The 15,260-nt window shown below is 71.4% G+C and carries 16 protein-coding genes; 5 read left to right on the forward strand and 11 right to left on the reverse strand.

All coding sequences use genetic code 11. The features are described 5' to 3' along the window. Positions 1 to 37: 37 nt before the first annotated feature. The 3 genes from BLV39_RS11680 to BLV39_RS11690 form a co-directional block, all read right to left on the reverse strand. Positions 38 to 790 carry a nuclease-related domain-containing protein gene (locus BLV39_RS11680; protein WP_090790097.1) on the reverse strand — a complete coding sequence of 251 codons (753 nt, stop codon included), beginning with the start codon at positions 788 to 790 and terminating at the stop codon, positions 38 to 40. A 102-nt stretch (positions 791 to 892) separates the two neighbouring features. Beyond that, positions 893 to 1,582 (reverse strand): DUF305 domain-containing protein, encoded by a 690-nt coding sequence (locus tag BLV39_RS11685; RefSeq protein ID WP_090790099.1) that lies wholly within the window; start codon positions 1,580 to 1,582, stop codon positions 893 to 895. Positions 1,583 to 1,956: 374 nt separating this feature from the next. Further along, positions 1,957 to 3,942 (reverse strand): LVIVD repeat-containing protein, encoded by a 1,986-nt coding sequence (locus BLV39_RS11690; protein ID WP_090790102.1) that lies wholly within the window; start codon positions 3,940 to 3,942, stop codon positions 1,957 to 1,959. 262 nt (positions 3,943 to 4,204) lie between these two features. On the opposite strand from BLV39_RS11690, the gene BLV39_RS11695 reads away from it, so the two are divergent. After that, entirely contained in the window at positions 4,205 to 4,753 is a 549-nt protein-coding gene (locus tag BLV39_RS11695) for an Lrp/AsnC family transcriptional regulator (RefSeq protein ID WP_090790104.1), read from the forward strand. Here the strand turns inward: BLV39_RS11695 and BLV39_RS11700 are convergent. The 5 genes from BLV39_RS11700 to BLV39_RS11720 all read right to left on the reverse strand — a co-directional run bounded on the left by BLV39_RS11700 (position 4,750) and on the right by BLV39_RS11720 (position 8,460). Then, positions 4,750 to 5,535: an SDR family oxidoreductase gene (locus BLV39_RS11700; RefSeq protein ID WP_090790107.1), complete on the reverse strand. Its 786-nt coding sequence runs from the start codon at positions 5,533 to 5,535 to the stop codon at positions 4,750 to 4,752. The two genes, BLV39_RS11695 and BLV39_RS11700, sit on opposite strands and share 4 nt — an antisense overlap. Continuing rightward, the gene (locus tag BLV39_RS11705) at positions 5,532 to 5,945 is read right to left on the reverse strand and encodes a cupin domain-containing protein (protein WP_090790109.1); all 414 of its coding nucleotides are present in this window, start codon (positions 5,943 to 5,945) and stop codon (positions 5,532 to 5,534) included. Before BLV39_RS11705 ends, BLV39_RS11700 begins: the two co-directional genes overlap by 4 nt. Then, positions 5,942 to 7,123 carry an aminotransferase-like domain-containing protein gene (locus tag BLV39_RS11710; protein ID WP_176984863.1) on the reverse strand — a complete coding sequence of 394 codons (1,182 nt, stop codon included), beginning with the start codon at positions 7,121 to 7,123 and terminating at the stop codon, positions 5,942 to 5,944. Before BLV39_RS11710 ends, BLV39_RS11705 begins: the two co-directional genes overlap by 4 nt. Before the next feature lie 124 nt (positions 7,124 to 7,247). Then, complete coding sequence (locus tag BLV39_RS11715; RefSeq protein WP_090790113.1) at positions 7,248 to 8,078, reverse strand: alpha/beta fold hydrolase; 831 nt, start codon at positions 8,076 to 8,078, stop codon at positions 7,248 to 7,250. A 52-nt stretch (positions 8,079 to 8,130) separates the two neighbouring features. Further along, on the reverse strand, positions 8,131 to 8,460 hold the full coding sequence (locus BLV39_RS11720; protein WP_239083963.1) for a YciI family protein: 330 nt from the start codon (positions 8,458 to 8,460) through the stop codon (positions 8,131 to 8,133). A 98-nt stretch (positions 8,461 to 8,558) separates the two neighbouring features. Between BLV39_RS11720 and BLV39_RS11725 the strand changes: the two genes are divergently transcribed. Further along, positions 8,559 to 9,431, forward strand: a complete 873-nt coding sequence (locus BLV39_RS11725) for an LLM class F420-dependent oxidoreductase (protein WP_090790118.1) — start codon at positions 8,559 to 8,561, stop codon at positions 9,429 to 9,431. On the opposite strand, the gene BLV39_RS11730 is transcribed toward BLV39_RS11725, so the two are convergent. Continuing rightward, entirely contained in the window at positions 9,428 to 10,465 is a 1,038-nt protein-coding gene (locus BLV39_RS11730) for a TRM11 family SAM-dependent methyltransferase (RefSeq protein ID WP_239083943.1), read from the reverse strand. The two genes, BLV39_RS11725 and BLV39_RS11730, sit on opposite strands and share 4 nt — an antisense overlap. A 95-nt stretch (positions 10,466 to 10,560) precedes the next feature. Between BLV39_RS11730 and BLV39_RS11735 the strand changes: the two genes are divergently transcribed. Genes BLV39_RS11735 through BLV39_RS11745 form a run of 3 tightly spaced genes read left to right on the forward strand, consistent with a single transcriptional unit; the run spans position 10,561 to position 13,191 of the window. After that, complete coding sequence (locus tag BLV39_RS11735) at positions 10,561 to 11,286, forward strand: class I SAM-dependent methyltransferase (RefSeq protein ID WP_090790120.1); 726 nt, start codon at positions 10,561 to 10,563, stop codon at positions 11,284 to 11,286. Between the two features lie 27 nt (positions 11,287 to 11,313). Further along, positions 11,314 to 12,015 (forward strand): permease prefix domain 1-containing protein, encoded by a 702-nt coding sequence (locus BLV39_RS11740; protein ID WP_143049732.1) that lies wholly within the window; start codon positions 11,314 to 11,316, stop codon positions 12,013 to 12,015. Positions 12,016 to 12,027: 12 nt separating this feature from the next. Then, entirely contained in the window at positions 12,028 to 13,191 is a 1,164-nt protein-coding gene (locus BLV39_RS11745) for a CaiB/BaiF CoA transferase family protein (protein ID WP_090790124.1), read from the forward strand. Here the strand turns inward: BLV39_RS11745 and aroQ are convergent. After that, positions 13,184 to 13,630 (reverse strand): type II 3-dehydroquinate dehydratase, encoded by a 447-nt coding sequence (aroQ, locus tag BLV39_RS11750; RefSeq protein WP_090790126.1) that lies wholly within the window; start codon positions 13,628 to 13,630, stop codon positions 13,184 to 13,186. The genes BLV39_RS11745 and aroQ overlap by 8 nt on opposite strands. Continuing rightward, on the reverse strand, positions 13,630 to 15,159 hold the full coding sequence (gene zwf / locus BLV39_RS11755; protein WP_090790128.1) for a glucose-6-phosphate dehydrogenase: 1,530 nt from the start codon (positions 15,157 to 15,159) through the stop codon (positions 13,630 to 13,632). The genes aroQ and zwf overlap by 1 nt, the downstream gene beginning before the upstream one ends. Positions 15,160 to 15,260 lie beyond the last annotated feature (101 nt).

The raw sequence follows: 15,260 nt of genomic DNA on the forward strand, positions 1-15,260 counted from the left end.
AAAACGGGTGGTTGCGAACGGCCGCGGAGCGCGTGTGTCAGTGGCGGTGCCGGCGTCGCTGGTGGAACAGGTGGTCGCGGCGCACCAGGTCGGCGACCTCGCTGGCGGCCAGCGGCGCCGCGTAGCGGGCCAGCGCGTCGAGCAGGTGGTGCGGGTGGGTGCCGACGAGGCTGACGGTCGGGTCCTGGCAGTGGCCGAGCCGGGCCTGCTCGTGGGTGAGCACGACGGCGGTGCGCACCGGGACGTCGTGCCGGTTGCGGCGCAGCCAGGCGGCGAGGTCGTCGGCGATGTCGTTGACGCGGCGTGGCAGGGCCCGCCCCGCCCGGTCGACCGCACGCCCGGTCCCGACGCTGTGCCCGCGGGCGTCGAGCTTCTCCCACCACCACTGGTCGCCGACCGCGTGCAGCCGGATTCGGCGCCGCTCGACCTCCACCGCCCAGATGCCGTGCGGCCCGACCAGCACGTGGTCGGTCCCGCCGCGGCGGTTGCGGTAGCCGCGCAGCATCACCCAGTCGTCGGGTAGCACGCCGAGCGCCGCGGTGAGGGGATCTTCGCCCAGCACACCGGTCGCGCGCGCCGGCGCGCGATCGCCGGCCAGCAGCACCTCCTGCCAGTCGGCGCCGACCCGGGTGGCCGGGGCAGGATCGCGGGCCGGCGGTGCGTCGATCAGCCGGCGCCACACCCGCCGCGCCCCGCGCACCCTGGCCCAGAGTTGCCGCGCGGCCACCGAGGTGCTGGGCAACCAGTGCTCGCGCGGCGCGGTGTGGTCGGAGAGCATCTCGACCCGCATGGCCCCCGCGCCCCTTCCGCATCGAAGAATCGACCTACTCCTATCACGTTGGGTGCTTGTGTGGCTACCCAAAGCGACGAAGTGATGCGGAAGTGGTAGGTCTCAGCCCGCGCGGGCGGCCAGCATCTCGCGCATCCGGCGCACCTCGATGGACTGGTCTGCGTTGACCTCGCGGGCGACCCGGTCGGCCGCGGACTCGACACCGCCGCCGTCGCGGTAGAGCTGCCCGACCATCGTGATCGCGCCCTCGTGGTGGCGGATCATCAGCTCGAGGAACAGCTTGTCGAACGCCGGACCGTTGGTCGCCGCGAGCGCCGCAAGATCCGTGGCGTCGAGCATGCCCGGCATCAGGCCGCCGTGGCCGACGTGGTTCGCGTGCGGCTCGGGCAGCGGCTCGCCGCGGTCGACCAGCCACTGCTGGAGCTGGGCGATCTCGTCCTTCTGCGACACCTCGATCCGCTTGGCGAGCTGCGGGATGTCGGTGCTCGGGCTGCGGCCGGCGACCAACGCGGTCAGCTCCAGCGCCTGCAGGTGGTGCGTGACCATCTTGCGCATGAAGTCGGCGTCGGCCGGCGAGTGCGGCGGCGCGGACAGGCGGGTGAGCTCGTCGGGGGAGAGGGTGCGGGAGTCCTGACCGGGCGCGCCGGGTTGCACCACCCGGCCCGGTGCGGGCGGGGTGCGGTTGGCCTGGGGCGACTCGTCGCGGTTGGCCGCCACCGAGATCCCGACCGCGCCCGCGATCAGCGCGGCGGCGACCAGCGACACGACGACGACTCGACGGTTGACCTGCATGGACGTTCGTCATCTCCGATCAGCGCCGGCAGCCGCGGCTGCGCCGGACGGCCAGCGACGTTGTTCCAGGGCCCTTCCGAGAACGAGCGTTCGTTCATTCCAGCTAGGGCTCGGACTTGGGCTCCGCGAACGAGCGTTCGTTCATTCCAGCCAGAGCTCCGACTAGGGCTCCGCGAACGAACGTTCGTTCATTCCAGACAGGGCACCAGATGCACAGTGTGGCATCGACAGGGCGCCCACCCCTGCGGGGGGAGCAGGGGTGAGCGCCCTGAGTTGGCACGCGCTCAGCGGGTCGGCGAACCGGCCGCCGTCGCGCGCCACCGACGTGGCGCCCGGTCAGCGGGGGGAGCTGAGGCGGGCGCCACGTGCGGCGTTCAGTCCAGTGCGGCGCACTGGCCGACGGCCAGTCCGCGCACCTTGTTCTTCGAGCCGACGTTGATCGGCGTCGGGTTGTTGCCGGTGCAGGACAGCACACCGAACACGTCGTTGCCGGCGATGACCGACGCGACACCCGGTGTACGGGCGCCGCTCAGCGAGACCGCGCCTCGGATGGTCGAGTCGACGACCGCGAGGCTGCCGGTCGTGCCGCTGACCGCCATGGCGCCGTTGAGCGTGCTGTCGTACAGGTGCACCGCGGACGCCGACGACGACGCCAGGGCGCCGTTGATCGTCGAGTTGATCGCGAGCAGCGAGGCTCCCGGCCGCACCGTGATCGCACCCCGGACGGTGGCACCGTCGAGGCAGGTCACGCCGTCGGCCACCACGATGCCGTTGCGGTTGCCGGTGATCGTCGTGGTGCAGGTGCGGACGAGTTGGTCGAACCGGGCCCGCGTGTTCGCCAGGCTCGGCGTCCACGTGAACTTCTGCTGGTGCTGCGGGTTGGTCTCCGGCACCTGGACCTCGCGGGCGGCCGCGATCTCGGCGGCGGAGAGGAACTCGCTCGGCTTGAGCCCGAAGGTGTCGAAGCCACGCGCGATCTCACTGCCGTAGACCTGGCCGTTGTGCCAGTAGGCCGACCAGAAGCCACCGAGAGACAGCGCGTTCGGGTTGACCGGGCCACGGTCGAAGAAGGCGATCTCCTTCGGGTTGGCCGAGTCGGTGAAGTCCAGCACCGACAGGCCGCCCTGGTACCAGGCCTGGACCATGATGTCCCGGCCGGGCACGGGGAGCAGCGAGCCGTTGTGCGCCACGCAGTTCTCGACAACCGTCTGCGGCACCGGCAGCTTGTAGTAGCTGCGGAACTCCATCTTGCCGTCGACGATGTCGAAGATCGCGTTGGCACCCCACGACGGCAGGTCGGTGTCGCGGCACCGGGCACCGGTGCCACCGCCCCACTCGTCAGTGAAGATGACCTTGGTGCCGTCGTTGTTGATGGTCGCCGAGTGCCAGTACGCGAAGTTGGGGTCGGCGACCTCGTCGAGCCGCTTCGGGTTGGCCGGGTCGGAGATGTCGATCAGGATGCCGTTGCCCTCGCAGGCGCCGGCGGCCAGCCCGATCGCCGGGTACGACGTGATGTCGTGACAGGCGTCGGTGACCGGCGACGGGCTCCAGTTGCTGCCCGACGGGTGGCGCGGGGTCTGCGGCGCGTTCTGCAGACCGTCGACCGCCCCGGTCGTCTCGTCCGCGAACAGCCGCGGGTTGTTGACCACGGCCGCCTGGTCCGGCGCCGCGACCGGAACCTTGATGACGTCGATCCGCCAGCGGGACGGGTCCACGCCGGCGGCCGGGTTGTTGTTGCAGCCGGCCAGGCCGTCGGTGCGGACGCCGGCCGTGCCCGAGACGTACACGTACACGTTGTCGGTGTCGCCCGGCTTGGTGACCAGCGAGTGCGTGTGCGAGCCACGGCAGAGCTGGACCGCGGCCACCTGCTGCGGGTTGGTCACGTTGCTGATGTCGAAGACGCGGACGCCCTGGAACCGGGTGCCGACGGCGGGGTTGGTGCCGCAGTCGACCCGGCCGCGGGTCTCCTCGACCGACATGAAGAGCAGGTTGCCGAAGACGGAGACGTCACCCTGGCCGCCGGGGCAGACCACGGTGGTCAAAATGGACGGTGCGGACGGGTTCGCCACGTCGAAGACGGTGAAGCCGTTGTAGCCGCCCATGAACGCGACGTTGCCCTTGAAGGCGAGGTCGGAGGCGACGTAGGAGAAGTTCGAAGGGTTGGCCGGATCGAACGAGCCGGCCGGCTTGTCGACGTGCGCCAGGCGCTCGATGTTGCTGGCGGCCTCTTGCGCGTCGAGCCAGCCACCGGTGAGCCCGATCCGGGGATCCGGATCGGCGGCGGCGGCACCGGGGGTGAACGCCAGGATGAGGAGCGCCGCCGCGGTGGCGGCGAAGCCCTTTCTGATGGTGATGGCCATGCGGTGCCTCTCGGGGACAGGGGGACCGAAAGCGCGGCCGGGTAACGACCGCCTCGCACCGCACACGTTATATCGAACAGTGGACATTCGATAATGCCTTACGGCCAACTTTTCATCGGCCGGTTGTCGCGATCACTTGCCAAGTCGACACCGTGTTCCGGCGCACGTGAGGAGATGCAACGGATAAGTCGGGCTCGCCGGGTTATGGCCCGGCCCCTTACGGGATGTTTGGCCGGATCGCCCGCACCGTTATAGTTCCCGCGTGACGGAAGATCTGCCGAAGAAGCGCAGCCCACTGGCGGCGATCGCTGATGTGGTGAGCACTCCGGTGGCTCCTGCCGCGCTCGACGCGATCGACCTCCGCCTACTCGAGTTGCTCGTCCAGGATGCCCGGACCAGCCAACGCGGGCTCGCGCGCGAGCTACAGATGTCGCCACCCGCGGTGGGCGACCGGATCGCGCGGTTGGAACGGCTCGGCGTCATTCGCGGTTATCGCGCGGACATCGACTGGGCCGCGCTGGGCTTTCCGATGCAGGTTTTCCTCTCGGTTATCGCCGCCACCGACCAGGCGTCGATAATTCGCGCGCTGCACGCCATCCCGGAGGTCGAGGAGGTCAGCGTCGTCACCGGTTCGATCGACCTGCTGGCCCGGCTGCGCGTGCGCGACCAGGCGCACCTGCGCGCCATCCTGCTCGAGGGCATCTGGCAGATTCCCGGTGTCTCTCGCACCGAGACATTGCTGAGCCTCGCGGAGACACCGCGCAAGGACTTCGTGCAGGGCCTGATCGCGGAGCTCCGCGAGGAACGCTAGCTGTATTTGCCCATTCCGCCCGCGACGTCGATCGAGGCGCCGGTGATGTAGCTCGCCCGGTCGCTGGCCAGGAACGCCACCAGGCCGGAGACCTCGTCCACCGTGCCGAACCGGCCCAGCGGCACCTCCTGCGCCGCGAGCTCGGCGAAGAACTCCTCCTCGGTGAGCTCCGGCGCCCGCCGCGCCCGGATGTTCGCCCACTGCGGCGTCACCACGAACCCGATGCTCACGCTGTTGACCAGGATCCCCTCGGGCCCGTACTGCTGGGCCAGCACCTTGGTCAGGTTGTGGCACGCGGCCCGGTTGACGGAGGTGGCGAAGAACGTGGGATCGGGATAGCGGGCGTAGACCGCGTTGATGTTGACCACCCGAGGGGCGGCACTGCGTCGCAGGTGCGGCAGCGCCGCGCGGGTACAACGGATCTGCGAGAACAGCTTGACGTCGAGGTCCTGCTTCCAGTCCTCGTCGGTCAGGTCCTCGAAGCCGCCCGGGTGGGCGCCGCCGGCGTTGTTGACCAGCACGTCGATGCCGCCGTGCTCGGCCGCGACCGCGTCGACCATGGCCAGCACCGCGTCCGCGTCGGTCACGTCGCAGACGTGCCCGGACACCACCGCGCCGTCCACTTCGGACAAAGACTTGACGGCCGCGGCCACCTCGTCCGGCGTACGCGCGCAGATGGCCACCGAGGCGCCCTCGGCCAGCAGTTCCGCGGCGACGCCGTACCCGATGCCCTTGCTGCCACCGGTGACCAGCGCGTGCCGGCCGGTCAGGCCGAGCTTCACGCGTCGCCCTTCTCGAGCGCCGCCTTGGCCTGCTCCAGCAGCGTGGCCCGCGGCGGCGTGAAGAAGTCGACCTCGAGACAGGGCGTGCCGGTCGTACGCGCGCCGTGCGGCACCCACGGCGGGATCACCGCGACGTCGCCGGGCTTGAGCACCCGCACGTCGCCGTCGACCTCGAACTCGATCTCACCCTCGAGGACCAGCACGACCTGCTCCTCCTCGTGCGTGTGCACTGGCGCCTCGGCGTGCGCCTCGAACTGGACGAAGTTGAGCAGGCTCCGCTCGCCCAGCACGGGCTGGAAGTTCAGCCCCGGCAGGATCTCGTGCGGATCGATCTTCGTGCGGTCGACGAACCGGCCGGGCGTGGTCGGCGTGCCGCCGGTGCTGCCGAAGTGCGAGTCCGCGTTGGTCATGCGCCTGCTCCTAACAGAAGGCCGAGCCGCCGGGTGCCTTCGGCGATCTCGTCGGGGGTGGTCGCGCTGAACGCCAACCGCAACGTGTTGTGCGTGTCGCGGCGAGGGTGGAACGGTGCGCCCGGCACGTAGGCGATGCCGACCTCGCGCGCCCGCGGCAGCAGCGCCGCGGTGTCCAGGTCGGCCGGCCCGGTCACCCACGTGAAGAAGCCGCCGCCCGGCTCGCTCCAGGAGAACTCCGGACCCAGGTGCTTGGTCAGGCCGGCCGACATCGCCGCCCAGCGCTCGGCGTAGGCCGCCCGGGCCCGTGCGAGCTGGGCGTCGAGCCGGCCGTCGCGGAGGAACGACTCGGCCAGCCACTGGCCGAAGGCGCCCGCGCACTGGTCGGAGTTCTGCTTGGCGCGCACCAGGTGCGGGATCAGCGTCGGTGGCCCGGCCGCCCAGCCGAGCCGGATCCCCGGGAACAGGATCTTCGAGAAGGTGCCGACCTGGACCACCACGTCGGGGGCGAGCGACCAGAGAGACGGCCGCTGCTCGCCGGTGAAGCCGAGCTCCCGGTACGCGACGTCTTCCACCACCAGCAGGCCGTGCCGCCGGGCCAGCGCGACGATCTCGTGCCGGCGCGCCGTGGACAGCCAGGCACCGGTCGGGTTCTGGAAGTCGGGGATCACGTACAGCAGCTTCGGCGCCGGACCCGTGGCCAGCGCCTCCTCCAGCGACGCGGGGTCGAGCCCGTCGCCGTCCGCCGCGACCGGGTCGACGCGCGCCTCGAAGCCGCTGAAGGCGGTGATCGCGCCGAGGTAGGTGGGCGACTCGACCAGCACCCGGTCGCCCGGGTCGAGCAACGTCCGGCAGATGAGCTGGAGCGCCTCGATGCCGCCGCTGGTCACCATCAGCCCGTCCGGCGCCACGCCCTGGGACGACGTGATCCACGACGCCAGCGCGTCCCGGAACGAGGCGAGCCCTTCGGTCGGCGTGTATTGCAGTGCCACCGGCGCGTCGGTGTCGAGCTTGGCGGCCACGACCTCGCGGACGAAGTCGACCGGGAAGATCTCGTGCGCCGGGAAGCCGCCGGAGAAGGTGATCAGCCCGGGCGCGTTGACGAGCGAAAGGATCGCGCTCAGCTCGTCGCCGCTGCCGGCCGCCCGGCGGGCGAGGCGTAGGTCAAGATTGCTCACGGCGGCCTCCGATGAAACCAAGCGTTCGGTCGGTGACCCTAACATCGGGTCATCCGGAAGACCAAGAGCCAATGCAGCCTTACATCAGCCGCGATAAAACGGGCGTATCGCGGGCGGATCTTCCTCAACCAAGCAGCTCGTCGAGCCGGGTCGCGAACTCCGGCACCTGCTGGCCGAAGCCGCCGTGGTCGCCAGGCACCCCGGCGGTGGGTGCGCCCAGCCGCTCGCCGAGCGCCTGCGCGGCCCGGTGCGGCGGCTGCCCCGCGGACGCCTCGCCGGCCGCCGGCACTATCCGGACCGGTCCGGTGCGCAGGGTCGCGTAGTCCGGCACGTACCGGCCGAACGGCGGGACCTCGTACCCGATGAAGAAGGCGAAGTTCTTCTCCAGGCGGCCGAACATCGCGAGCGTCTCGGGATCGGGTGTTTCGGCGGGCCCGCCGCCCGGCGCGCGGTCCTCCTCCTCGGCCGGCCCCATGTCGAGACCGCGGCCCAGCACGGCGTTGGCGGCCTCGGGACCGTCTGCGGCGAACGTCTTCTCCACCTCGTCGATCACGGCCCGGAAATGATCCCGCTCGGGCAGCAGGTCGAACAGCGGGGGCTCGTGCGCGACCAGCACGCGCACCCGGTCCGGATAGCGGGCGGCCAGGTCGAGCCCGATGATCGCACCGGAGCTGCTGCCGAACACGTGCGCCGGGCCGCCACCGACCGCGTCGATCAGCGCGGCAGCGTCGTCGGCGTGCTCCGGCAGCGACTGCGGCCCGTCGGGGCCGTCCAGCGGGCTGCGCGAGTTGCCGCGCCGGTCGTAGGTGACCACCGTGAACCGGTCGGCCAGCGCCTTGCCCAGCCCGGCGTAGCCGGCGGCGTCGTAGACACCGCCGCAGATCAGCAGCAGGGTGGGTCCGGTGCCGCGCACCTCGTAGTGGAGCGTGGCACCGGGAACCTTCAGCGTCGTCATGTCGAACCTCCTCACCGACACGTCGGAGCCGGCCCGACCGATTCGACAGGGATCAGCCGAGGATCTGCCGGACCTCCATCGCGCCCCACTGGGAATCCGGCCAGCGGGCGGCGATCTCGACGGCCCGCTCCTCGCTGGCCACGTCGACCGCGATGTAGCCCGCGAACTGCTCCTTGGCCTCGATGAACGGGCCGTCGGTGGTGGCGACGACACCGCCACGCAGGCGCACGGTCTTGGCCGCACCGGCCAGGGCCTCGCCCCGGATCAGCTCACCGGACGCGGTCAGCTCCGCCATGATCGTGTCGACCTCGCCGAAAAGCCTGGAGCGCTCCTGCTCGGACATCGCTTCGATGGCGGCCGGGTTGTTGTAGATCAGCAGCATGTACTTCACGGGCGCCAACGATAGACGCCAGCGTTCGCCGAGTGGTCCATACGGGGGATAGCGTCGGTTTACCGACCCCCCAGGAGGATGATCCCCCAATGCTCGCTGGAGTCCATTTCATCAACTTCACCCTGCCCGGCGGAGCCGCCGCGATCGCCCCCACGCTCGCCGCCACGGCCCGGACCGCCGAGGACGGTAGCTGCGCGACGTTCACGCTGATGGACCACTGGTTCCAGATGGAGCACGTCGCCGACGCGCGTGACCCGATGCTCGAGGGCTACACCGCGCTCGGCTTCCTCGCCGGCCGGACCAGCCGGATCAACCTCGGGCTGATGGTGACGGGCGTGACCTACCGCCACCCGGGCCTGCTGGCCAAGACCGTCAGCACGCTCGACGTGCTCTCCGGCGGCCGGGCGACGCTCGGCCTCGGCGCCGCCTGGTACGAGCGCGAGCACCACGCGATGGGCGTACCGTTCCCGCCGGTCGCGGAGCGCTTCGAACGTCTCGAAGAGACGCTGCGGATCTGCCACCAGATGTGGTCTCCGGAGGACGGGCCGTTCGAGGGCCGGCACTACCGGCTCGCCGAGACGATCTGCGAACCGCAGCCGCTCTCCGAGCCCCGGCCCCGGGTGCTGGTCGGCGGCATGGGCGAGAAGAAGACTCTCCGGCTGGTCGCCCAGTACGCCGACGCGTGCAACCTGTTCGCCGAGAACCATGACCAGGTGGCGCACAAGCTGCGCGTGCTGGCCGACCACTGTGCCGAGGTCGGCCGCGACCCGCTGGAGATCCAGAAGACGATCCTCGGCCACGGCGACCCGATCAACGCGCCTGACCAGTTCCTGTTCGACATGGAGGGGTACGCCAAGCTCGGCGTCGAGCTCGTCGAGATGGTGCCGCGGGCCGACGACCCGGTCGGTTGGACGACGACGTTCTGCGAGAAGGTGGTGCCGCGCCTGGCCGAGATCGGCTAGCCGGGCTTCCTCGCGACCAGAATGTCCCGGCGGATGGCCTGGTCGACGCGGTGCGCCAGCCGGCGGTGGGCGTCCGAGTCCACCAGCCGCAGCCCCGCGTCCTCCAGGGCCGCTGCCGCGTCGGCGCGGTCGGCCACGTTCGTGTTCCAGGACAGGCCGAGTGCGCCGCCGGGGCGCAGCACGTCGGCCCAGACCGGTGCCGCGACCCGCAGCAGGTCCAGCGGGTCGCGGGTCAGGCCGCGGTCGGCGGTGCGGCTGCCGTGCTGCACGCCGTACGGTGCGTCCGCCACCACCAGGTCGACCGACCGCGGCTTCCAGAACTCGAGCGTCCGGGTGGTGTCCGCGTTGATCATGTCGATCCGCTGGGTGTCGCCCGCCTTGTGGGCCTCTTTCGTGGCGGCCAGCGTGATCTGCAGCCGCCGGCCGACCACCTTTCCGTTGCGGCGCACCGGCCCGCTCTCGGTGCGGTGCTTGATCCGCTTCTCCTTGAGCCAGCGCTGGACGAACGCGCTGTACGCCTCGTAGTCCTTCTGGTCGCGGTCCACGCCGTACGCGTCGTAGCCGTACATCATCGCCTGGTGCAGCGTGGTGCCGCGGCCGGCGAGCGGGTCGAGGACGACCAGCCGCCGGTCGAGCATCGCGCCGGCGAACGCCGAACCCATCACGGTGGCGTTGAGCAGCAGCTTGGTGAACTGCTCGTTGGTCTTGCCGGCGTACTTCGGAATGGTGATCAGGTCGTCGTCGAAGCGGTCGAGCCGGATCAGCGGCACGGGCCGCAGGAGCCCGCCACCCTCGACGGCGAACAGCGCGTAGATCGACGACAGGTTGGCCAGGTACCGGGCGGCCCGCTCGTCGAGCTCGGCCGACTCGAACGTTATGTACGGCACACCGGCGATCTCGTCGGCGGTGATGTCGCCGAGCTCACCGCCGAGCACCGTGTCGGAGAAGATCTCCAGCTCGGCGCCGGTCAGTCCGACGGACGACTCGGCGTAGACCCGGTTGGCGGAGGGCAGGATCAGCATCGCGTATCGCATGGTGCGCTGATTTTAGGCAGTACCGGATGGCCCAGTTGTCGGATGCCGGGGTGCGCGGCGGGCGGTCGGGATGATAGGTACGACGAGTGACAGAAGTGCCAGAGCGGATTCGCCGCACCGGCTCGCGCGACCGGCTACGGCTCGGTTACCCCGACGAGCTCGTCGCCGACGTGTTGGCGTACGCCCGCCTGGACGGCTCACCGGCCATCGAGGTGGGCGCCGGCAGCGGTCGGGCGACGATGAAGTTCGTCGCGCGCGGCGTCCGGATCACCGCCGTCGAGCCGAACCCGCGACTGGCGGCGGTGCTCACCCGGCGGGTGGCGGGCGCGCCGGTCACGGTGGCCGTCAGCACCTTCGAGGACTACGTTCCGGACCGCCGGTTCGGGCTGCTGTTCAGCGCGCAGGCCTGGCACCGGGTCGATCCCGCGGTCCGGTGGCGCAAGGCGGCCGAGGCGGTCACCCCGGGCGGCGTGGTCGCGCTCTTCTGGAACCGCGAGCGCCCCGCGGACCGGGCGGTCAATGACGAGATCCGGGCCGCGCACCAGGTGTACGCGCCGCGGGTCCCGTTCGACCGGGACATGCTGCCGGACCCGCCGCCGTGGCCCGGCATCCACGGCCTGGCCCACCGCGACTCGCACGTCTACCGCTGGCAGGTCACGATGCCCACGGTGGACTTCGTCGCGACGCTCGCCACCCGATCGGCCTACACGGCCCTGCCGCCCGAGACCCGCTCGACGCTGTTCGCCGACATCCTCGGGCGCCTCGACAACGAGGTCCAGGTCGCGGTCGACACGGAGCTCTACCAAGCACGCACCCGTTGACCGGCCCGGGCCGGCACAATGGACCACGTGACCGCGATCGACAGCTACGTCCGCGAGCTCGACCGCCGGCTGCACGGTCCGCGCCGGCGTAAGGCCGACATGATCGTCGAGGTACGTGACGGGCTGCGCGACGCGGCCGACGCGGTGCGGGCCGGCTCGCCCGGGGTCAGCCCGGCCGAGGCCGAGCGGCAGGCCGTCGAGGAGTTCGGCCCGGTGCCCGACCTCGCGCCGGAGTTCCAGACGGAGTTGGCCGTCACCCAGGCCTGGCGCACCGCCTGGGTGTTCGCGGTCGCGCTGCCGCTGGTGATGACGGTGACCACGCTGATGTGGCGGGGCGGCGGCAGCGGCGTCGAGCCCGGCGCGGCCTACCTCGACCTGGCGCGCGCCACCGACCTGTTCCTGATCGTCGCGAGCGTCAGCTTCGCCGTCGCGCTGTTGGCGCTGCACGTGCTGGCCCGGCGCGCCGCCTCGCCGGTTGGGCTGGTGCGGACCGTCGGTGTCGCCGCGCTGTGCACCGTGCTGGCGATGATGGTCAGCGGCCTGTTCCTGACGATGGGCGCACCGGGCGGAGGCATCTCGCTGTGGGGGGCGCTGGTCGGCGGTCTGCCCACCCTGCCGGGCTATGGCCTGCTGTTTTATCTCGGCGTCCGCTGCCTGCGGTTGACCCGGCCACGTAGGCCTGGGGCCGGACGCCCGTCCCGACGCCCGGCCCCAGTCCCTTCAGCTTAAGGCCAACCGCACATGTCCAGTGGCCCGCTCACCGGGCTGAATGTCGTCGAGCTCGCCGGCATCGGTCCCGCGCCCTACGCCGCCATGCTCCTCGCCGACATGGGCGCCGACGTCATCCGGGTCGACCGACCCGACGGACCGGCCCCGGAATATCCACCCAACCCGGTGCTCGACCGGGGCCGGCGGTCGATCGCGCTCGACCTGAAGGCACCCGAGGGCGTCGACCTGTTCATGCGCCTGGTCGCCCGGGCCGACGTGCTGGTGGAGAGCTACCGGCCGGGTGTCGCCGAGCGGCTCGGCATCGGTCCGGTGCCCTGCCTCGCGGTGCGACCCGGGCTGGTCTACGCCCGGATGAGCGGGTGGGGGCAGACCGGTCCGTTGGCCGGTGCCGCCGGGCACGACATCAACTACATCAGCCTGACCGGCGCGCTGGCCGCCCTCGGCCGGGCCGGCGGGCCGCCCCAGCCGCCGATGAACCTGGTCGGCGACTTCGGCGGCGGTGCGCTGTTCCTGGTCTACGGGATCATGTGCGCGCTCTGGGCCGGCGGCGGCCGGGTGGTCGACGCCAACGTGCACGACGGCACCACCTCGCTGCTCGCGATGGTGCAGGGCTTCCGCGCGGCCGGCCTCTGGTCCGACCGGCGGGGCACCAACCTGATCGACACCGGCTGCCCGTACTACGACGTCTACCGGTGCGCGGACGGCGGCTACGTGGCGGTCGGTGCGATCGAGCGCCGGTTCTTCGTCAACCTACTGACCGGGCTGGGGCTGGCCGACGACGCCGACCTGGTGGCCGCGCACCGCGACCCGTCGTCCTGGCCCGCGCTGCGGGCGGCCCTGACCGCCGCGTTCGCCGGCGCGACCCGTGACGAGTGGGCCGAGCGGTTCGCCGGCCGCGACGCGTGCGTGACGCCGGTGCTGGAGCTGGCCGAGGCGCCCGCCGCGCCGCAGGCGGCCGCCCGTGACCTCTACGCGCCCGTCACCGGGCACCCCGGCGCGGTGCAGGTGACGCCGACGCCGCGGTTCACCACGGACCCGGGCGCCGACCCGGTCGCGCCGGCCATGCCGGCCCCGGCCCCGCAGCCCGGCGAGCACACGGCGGCCATCCTCGCCGAGCTCGGCGTGTCTGACGAGGAGTGCGTGACGTTGTTCGGTGCTGGCGTGGTGGCTAGCTGAGCTGGTGCAGGCCCTGGAGGGCGAGCACGTAGCCGTACACGCCGAAGCCGACCACGATGCCGCGGGCCACGGGCGAGATGAACGAGTGGTGCCGGAACTCCTCGCGGGCGTGCACGTTGGAGATGTGCACCTCGATCACCGGCAGGCTGGCGCCCTCGATCGCGTCGTGCAGGGCGATCGAGGTGTGCGTGTAGGCGCCCGCGTTGAGCACCGCGCCGAGGCACTCGCCGGCCGCCACGCGGGCGCCCGCCTCCTGCACCCAGTCGACGAGCTGTCCCTCGTGGTTGGACTGGAGGAACTCGAGCTCCAGCCCGAGCTTGCCGGCCTCCTCGCGGCACAGGTCCTCGACGTCGGCGAGCGTGGTGCTGCCGTAGACCTCGGGGCGCCGGGTGCCCAGCAGGTTGAGGTTGGGTCCGTTGAGGACGTAGACCGAGGTCATCAACGGCCGCCGGGGTTGTGCCAGGAGCGGCCGTCGCGGGCCAGGAGCTGGTCGGCCTCGTCCGGGCCCCAGGACGCCGCCTCGTACAGCGGGATCCGGCCCCGGCTGTTGGCCCAGTGCTCGATGATCGGGTCGACGATCCGCCAGCTCTGCAGCACCTCGTCGGAGCGGATGAACAGCGTCGGGTCGCCGATGAGCGCGTCGAGCAGCAGTCGCTCGTAGGCCTCGGGCGACTCCTCGCGGAACGTCGACTCGTAGGAGAACTCCATCGTCGCCGTGCGGACCCGGAACGAGTGGCCCGGCACCTTGGCGCCGAACCGCAGCGTGATGCCCTCGTCGGGCTGGATGCGCAGGATCAGCGCGTCGGGCTGCAGCCCGGTCACCTGGGCGGCGCTGATCGGCAGGTGCGGCGGCCGGGTGAACTGGAGGACCACCTCGGTGACCCGGCGCGGGAGCCGCTTGCCGGTGCGTACGTAGAACGGCACGCCCGCCCAGCGCCAGTTGTCGACGTTCAAGCGCATCGCGGCGTACGTCTCGGTCCGGGACAGCGGGTCGACGCCCTGCTCGTCGCGGTAGCCCGGCATCAGGTCGCCGCTCGTGCCGCCCCGGGTGTACTGCCCGCGGACCGCGATCTGGTCGATGTCGCCGTCGGCCGGGTGCCGGATCGACTGGAGCAGCTTGACCTTCTCGTTGCGCAGCGCTTCCGGCGCGAACGACGCCGGCGGCTCCATCAGGGCCAGCGCGAGCACCTGGAGCACGTGGTTCTGCACGATGTCGCGCATCGCGCCGGCGTGCTCGTAGAACCCGCCGCGGGTGCCGACGCCCAGCGTCTCGGCCACCGTGATCTGCACCTGGTCGATCCACGTGCGGTTCCAGATCGGCTGGAAGATCGTGTTGGCGAACCGCAGCGCCATCACGTTCTGCACGGTGTCCTTGCCGAGGTAGTGGTCGATCCGGAAGACCTGGTCCTCCTCGAACCCCGCGTGGATGCGGTGGTCGAGGTCGCGGGCACTGGCCTCGTCGTGGCCGTACGGCTTCTCGATCACGAGGCGGGCCGAGCCGTCCGGCGAGCCGGGCTGGTTGAGCCCCGCGGCGGCCAGGTTCTCGATGATCGGCACGAACGCCTGCGGCGGCGTGGCCAGGTAGAACAGCCGGTTGCCGGCGGTGCCCGCGTCCCGGTCGAAGCTGTCGAGCAGCTCACGCAGGTGCGCGTACGTCTGCGGGTCGTCGTAGGCGCCGCTGACGTAGCGCATGGTCTCCACCAGGCCCGGAGCCTCGGCGGCGGGACCGGCGGGGAAGCGCTGGCGGAACTCGTCGTCGCTCAGGTGGCTGCGGGCCACGCCGACCAGTCGGAACTCCTCGGGGAGCCGCTTGTACTGCGCGAGTCTGGCCAGCGCGGGCATCAGCTTGCGTTCGGTCAGGTCGCCGGACGCGCCGAAGATCACCACGACACCGGGTGGCGCCTTGCGGTCGTCGCCGCCGTCTCCGTTGATCCGGATCTCGCTGGCCGGGCCAAGGTCGCCGTTCATGCGTACCCCTCGTGTCGCGCGGTCGTCGGGCTTCGCCGCCGTTGGCGCCCCGCAGAACGCTACCGGCCCTCGCGCCCCAATCGGAGCGGCGCGCGCCGATG

The organism is Asanoa ishikariensis (assembly GCF_900107455.1).
Taxonomy (GTDB): Bacteria; Actinomycetota; Actinomycetes; order Mycobacteriales; family Micromonosporaceae; genus Asanoa; species Asanoa ishikariensis.

Bases quoted from the DNA above. Each gene is read 5' to 3' on its own strand.
- BLV39_RS11680 (WP_090790097.1), bottom strand. From the start codon at position 790: ATGCGGGTCGAGATGCTCTCCGACCACACCGCGCCGCGCGAGCACTGG.
- BLV39_RS11685 (WP_090790099.1), bottom strand. From the start codon at position 1,582: ATGCAGGTCAACCGTCGAGTCGTCGTCGTGTCGCTGGTCGCCGCCGCG.
- BLV39_RS11690 (WP_090790102.1), bottom strand. From the start codon at position 3,942: ATGGCCATCACCATCAGAAAGGGCTTCGCCGCCACCGCGGCGGCGCTC.
- BLV39_RS11705 (WP_090790109.1), bottom strand. From the start codon at position 5,945: ATGACCAACGCGGACTCGCACTTCGGCAGCACCGGCGGCACGCCGACC.
- BLV39_RS11715 (WP_090790113.1), bottom strand. From the start codon at position 8,078: ATGACGACGCTGAAGGTTCCCGGTGCCACGCTCCACTACGAGGTGCGC.
- BLV39_RS11720 (WP_239083963.1), bottom strand. From the start codon at position 8,460: ATGCTGCTGATCTACAACAACCCGGCCGCCATCGAAGCGATGTCCGAG.
- BLV39_RS11725 (WP_090790118.1), top strand. From the start codon at position 8,559: ATGCTCGCTGGAGTCCATTTCATCAACTTCACCCTGCCCGGCGGAGCC.
- BLV39_RS11730 (WP_239083943.1), bottom strand. From the start codon at position 10,465: ATGCGATACGCGATGCTGATCCTGCCCTCCGCCAACCGGGTCTACGCC.
- BLV39_RS11745 (WP_090790124.1), top strand. From the start codon at position 12,028: ATGTCCAGTGGCCCGCTCACCGGGCTGAATGTCGTCGAGCTCGCCGGC.
- aroQ (WP_090790126.1), bottom strand. From the start codon at position 13,630: ATGACCTCGGTCTACGTCCTCAACGGACCCAACCTCAACCTGCTGGGC.
- zwf (WP_090790128.1), bottom strand. From the start codon at position 15,159: ATGAACGGCGACCTTGGCCCGGCCAGCGAGATCCGGATCAACGGAGAC.